Origin of the sequence: Streptomyces sp. NPDC059900, from assembly GCF_050270335.1 — a bacterium.
In the GTDB taxonomy this organism is placed as follows: domain Bacteria; phylum Actinomycetota; class Actinomycetes; order Streptomycetales; family Streptomycetaceae; genus Streptomyces.
The window spans coordinates 1-3896 of sequence record NZ_JBNNJZ010000695.1 but is presented as its reverse complement, the minus strand read 5'-3'; the positions used below and the strand labels follow the sequence as shown (position 1 = coordinate 3896).

Here is a 3896-nt window from a genome sequence, read left to right as displayed (position 1 = left end):
AGTCTATGCATCCGGTGGCCATCGCGGCGCCCGGCATGCCGAACGCCTTGGACGTCGCGCGATCCTGCGCCAGCACCCGCCCGCCCGCGCCCCGCACGTGGCGCACCCCCAGAGCGCCGTCCTGCAACCGGCCGGTGAGCACCGCAGCCACGAGACGCGGGCCGTAGACGTCCGCGGCGGAGGCGAAGGTCGGATCCGCCGCACAGTGATCGTCCGCCGGGTGCAGTGTCACCGCGCCGCCCGCCGAGAAGGCGGCCCAGTGGCCCGCCGGCACCACATGGACCACGCCGGGCACCAGCCGGTCCTCGTCCTTCAGCAGCCGCACCGGCAGTACCGAGCGGTACTGCAGCACTCTGACCAGCGTGTCGAGCTCGCGCACCGGCCGGTGCTGCACCAGCACCAGAGCGGCGGGAAACCTATGGGGCAGGTCCGCGAGAATCTCGCGGTAGGCATCCACCCCGCCCATCGACGCGGTCATACAGACCACGTCGAAAGCAGTGGACGGGCTCTGTGCGGCAGCGCACATAACAGCAGTCTAATGCCCGCAACCGGACACAACGTGCGTCTCCGGGCCATGGCGGCGGCTACTGGAACCGGAAAGACGTCGGGGGGCAGGCCGTGGGCGAAGAGGGCGCGGGCCAGGCCGGCCAGAGGGGGTGGGCCCTGTGCGGCGTGGGCGCTCCGGCGCAGGAGCGCCTCTTCCTGGGGGACGCCGAGTCCGCCGGCCAGGAAGCCGGTGGCCTCGTGAGCTCCGGCACGGTACAGCCGCAAACCGGTGGGGGCCTGCCGGGGCGACCTTGAGGGGCCGGGAGCGGCTGGAACGGGGCTACCGCAGGGTGAGGTCGTCGAAGGCGTCGCCCCCATCGTCGCGTGACATGTCAGAGCGCCGTGTCGAGTTCGGAAGGGACGGCTCCTCGTACGATGTCGGATGCCAGCTCGGTCAACCTCTGCTGCCGGGAACGGGCGTGGTCGCGCAGCCGGAGGAATGCCGCTTCTACGCCGATGCCCAGTCGGGAAGCGAGCATCCCCTTGGCCTGCTCGATCACGATGCGCGATTCCAGGGCTGTTTGCAGCTGCCCGATGACCTCTTCCCTGGTGCGTGTCGCGTGCCGCTGGTGCAGGCAGAACCCGACCGCATCGGCCAGCACCTGTGCCAGGCTCAGGTCCTGACGTGTCGGCAGGCGCCCGTCGCTCATCAGGTTGACGGCGCCCAGCGGGTAGCGGGGGGTGCGCAGGGGTACGGCGGCGACGCCGGTGATGCCGGCGCGCAGCGCGCGCGGGGTGAAGCGCGGCCAGAGCCGGCGGCTGGGATGGGCCGCGCGCAGCAGGACCGGGGCCATCGCGCTGCCGGTGCGGGCGGCGTCCAGGCAGGGGCCTTCGCCCAGTTCGAGCTGGTCTTCCTCCAGGCGCCGGCACGCTTCGTCGGAGGCGGTGAGGTAGTCGACCTCCCCGGCCTCGTTGAGCACGGTGACCCCGACCAAGCGCACGCCCAGCAGGCTGACCGTGTGCGTCGTCAGATCATGCAGCAGTTCCAGCATGTCGAAAGTGTCCGCGCGAGAGGCCAGATCGAGCACACTCCGGGCCGCAAGCACGTCACGAGGTGTGACAGGCATGGCAATGTCCGTTCCCGGCGCCATAGGGCACGCGTCAACGAGCGGGGCCCGGGCCCGTGGAGAACGCACTGCGAGGGCGCGCCGAAGTAGGGCTGGCTGCAGGGAGCCATCGTGTGCCCGCTGACGGAACGCTCCGGGCCTCGATTCATCTGCCCGCCCGAGCCGCCGCTGTGGCCGATTCCACTGGCGAGGACGGCTCACGGTGCATAGCATCCCCTACCCCAGTGGCGGGCAGGAAACCGTTCCCGGAGCAAGTGATGCATCCCCGCGAGGCGGTGGCCCGCCCGGATGCGCCTGTGAGCAGCGGAGCTTGAGGGTGATGCCCGCGGATTCCTCAAGGCGGGCGGCGGGCAGGGGACTTGGCCCGGCTGCTGCACCTTGAGCTGATCCCCCGCGACGGCCGGCGAGCGCAGATGGAACGGGGCCGAGCCGGGCGGACGGAAGAAGCCCGCCACCGCCGGTGCACCCACCCTCAGGGCCTGCGGTCCCGCCTGGCCTGCCGTTGCGGCCTCCCGCCCTGCACTGCCCCTCGGGACCGCCCAGTGTGAGCCGGTTGCGATTCCGTCCGGGCCAAGGGGTCCAGGCTGCCGTCGATGATCTCCCGCGCTACGGCGTCTGCCGTGCGCCGGTGAGAGCGGGCATAGCCCCGCAGGTGACGAAACGCCTCATCGACGCTGATGCCGTGCCGGTCGGCGAGGATGCCCTTGGCCTGCTCGATCACCACACGAGTGATCAGCGCTGAGGTCAACTGCCCGGCCCGGGTGTGCTCCCGTACGGCTTCGTCCTGCAAGAACAGCAGATGCGCGGCCATTTCCGCCAGTGCGCGGGCACCGGACAGAGCCCGCTCGTCTCCGTCCCCGAGCACCCCATCGAACAGGACCAACGCGCCGACCGGGCCGTCAGGGCCGTCCAGGGGCAAGGCGGTGACCCGGCTGTAGCCAAGCTCCGCGGCCTGCGGCGCCCAACGGGGCCACCTCTGGCGGGCGGCCCGCGTGGACACCTCCACGTCGAGCAGCGCACACCCCGACGTCTGCGCGTCATGCCCCGGCCCCTCGCGCCAGGTACAGGCCTTCACCGCGAGCGTGCGCAGTGCCTCGCTGGTCCCCAGTGCCTGCACCGGCGAGCCTTCCTGAGGCGTGTACCGCACCACCGCTGCCTGCGCTTCAAGAACACGCAGCCCCGAGTCCGCACAAGCGTCCAGGACGCACTTCCGGTCCATCGGCTGCGCGCTCGCCAGCTGAGCCAACCGCACCAGGGCTGAGGTGAGTTCCGAGTCTGACAGCGCCATCACCCAAACCCCATCGACCAAGTCATAAGCGGACCTCTACCCTACCGGCGCGGGGTCAGCGCTACAGCGGATTCGGGGTACCCATTTGCGCACCGAGTTGACGCCGCCAGCGCGCCGAATGCTTCCCCCGCACGACCGGCACGCCTTCGGGTTTCCGCAGGTCACACGGCCAAGAATCGGCCCCGGAATCTGCCTGTCCGACGAGGTCGTGCCGCGGTAGGCTGGGCGCAGTCCGTGGTCTATCGGTGGCCGTCAGCGCGGCAACCGGAGCACCGGCGTTCGTCCGGTCCCAGTTCTCCCCCAGCCCCCGGGAGTCGCGATGCGTGGCTACTTCGCCGACGAACTCTTACTGATGCTGCCGCTGGCCGAAAGTCCCGGTGTGTGCCTGCGGGGTGAGGTCCTCGGCGCCCACCAAGGGCCCCTGGCAGTGGCGTTGACCGACGAGCTCGCTCGGACCGACGTGATCATCCTGGATCTCACCGGCGTCAGCTTCGTGTCCAACAGCGTGCTTCAGACCCTCACCCTCTTCGCCTGCCGCCTCAGCCCACCCCAGTGCCTGCTCGTCAAGGCCGGCGCGGAACTCGGGCTGGGCGAGAGGGGCGACGCCTACGGATGGGACCAGATCGCGACCCTGAGCCTGATCGAGGCCTGACCGCTCCCTGTACGGCGGACGGCACTCCTGGCGCCGCGGGAGGCGACAGGAACCCGGTCCGCAGGTAGAGGAGAGTCCGCCTGAGGCAGCATGAGAGCACGCGTTTCGGGTAGTGGCCCCCTGTGGTACCGGAAGCGCGGTGGAACGCTCTGCGGGAACGATTGGACGCCAGTCAGGAGCTTTCCAGAGGGCTGCTGCGAGCGGCTCGCTCACTGATCAAGGAAAACCATCGATTACTTGACGAGAACCTCCGGCTCAGGCGGCTCGGGGCCAAGATGACCATGCGTGATGCCGCTGCGTTCACCGCGACGGAACCCCAGCACCCCCCGCCGCCCCTCCGTCA

Annotated in this window: 4 protein-coding genes; 1 reads left to right on the top strand and 3 read right to left on the bottom strand. The window is 70.3% G+C overall.

Annotation, left to right across the window (positions count from 1 at the left end):
* The 3 genes from ACQKIP_RS42190 to ACQKIP_RS42180 all read right to left on the bottom strand — a co-directional run.
* The coding region (locus ACQKIP_RS42190; RefSeq protein ID WP_427745424.1) for a chemotaxis protein CheB at positions 1 to 478 on the bottom strand (478 nt) is incomplete at its 3' end.
* Positions 479 to 878: 400 nt separating this feature from the next.
* Positions 879 to 1574 (bottom strand): ANTAR domain-containing protein, encoded by a 696-nt coding sequence (locus ACQKIP_RS42185; protein ID WP_427745422.1) that lies wholly within the window; start codon positions 1572 to 1574, stop codon positions 879 to 881.
* 511 nt (positions 1575 to 2085) lie between these two features.
* The gene (locus ACQKIP_RS42180) at positions 2086 to 2901 is read right to left on the bottom strand and encodes an ANTAR domain-containing protein (RefSeq protein ID WP_365867321.1); all 816 of its coding nucleotides are present in this window, start codon (positions 2899 to 2901) and stop codon (positions 2086 to 2088) included.
* Between the two features lie 319 nt (positions 2902 to 3220).
* Here ACQKIP_RS42180 and ACQKIP_RS42175 point away from each other — a divergent pair, with 319 nt between their 5' ends.
* On the top strand, positions 3221 to 3553 hold the full coding sequence (locus ACQKIP_RS42175; RefSeq protein ID WP_365867323.1) for a hypothetical protein: 333 nt from the start codon (positions 3221 to 3223) through the stop codon (positions 3551 to 3553).
* Positions 3554 to 3896: the final 343 nt, after the last annotated feature.

Excerpts from the sequence above, each read along its gene's own strand:
- ACQKIP_RS42180 (WP_365867321.1), bottom strand. The coding sequence starts at position 2,901 with ATGGCGCTGTCAGACTCGGAACTCACCTCAGCCCTGGTGCGGTTGGCT.
- ACQKIP_RS42175 (WP_365867323.1), top strand. The coding sequence starts at position 3,221 with ATGCGTGGCTACTTCGCCGACGAACTCTTACTGATGCTGCCGCTGGCC.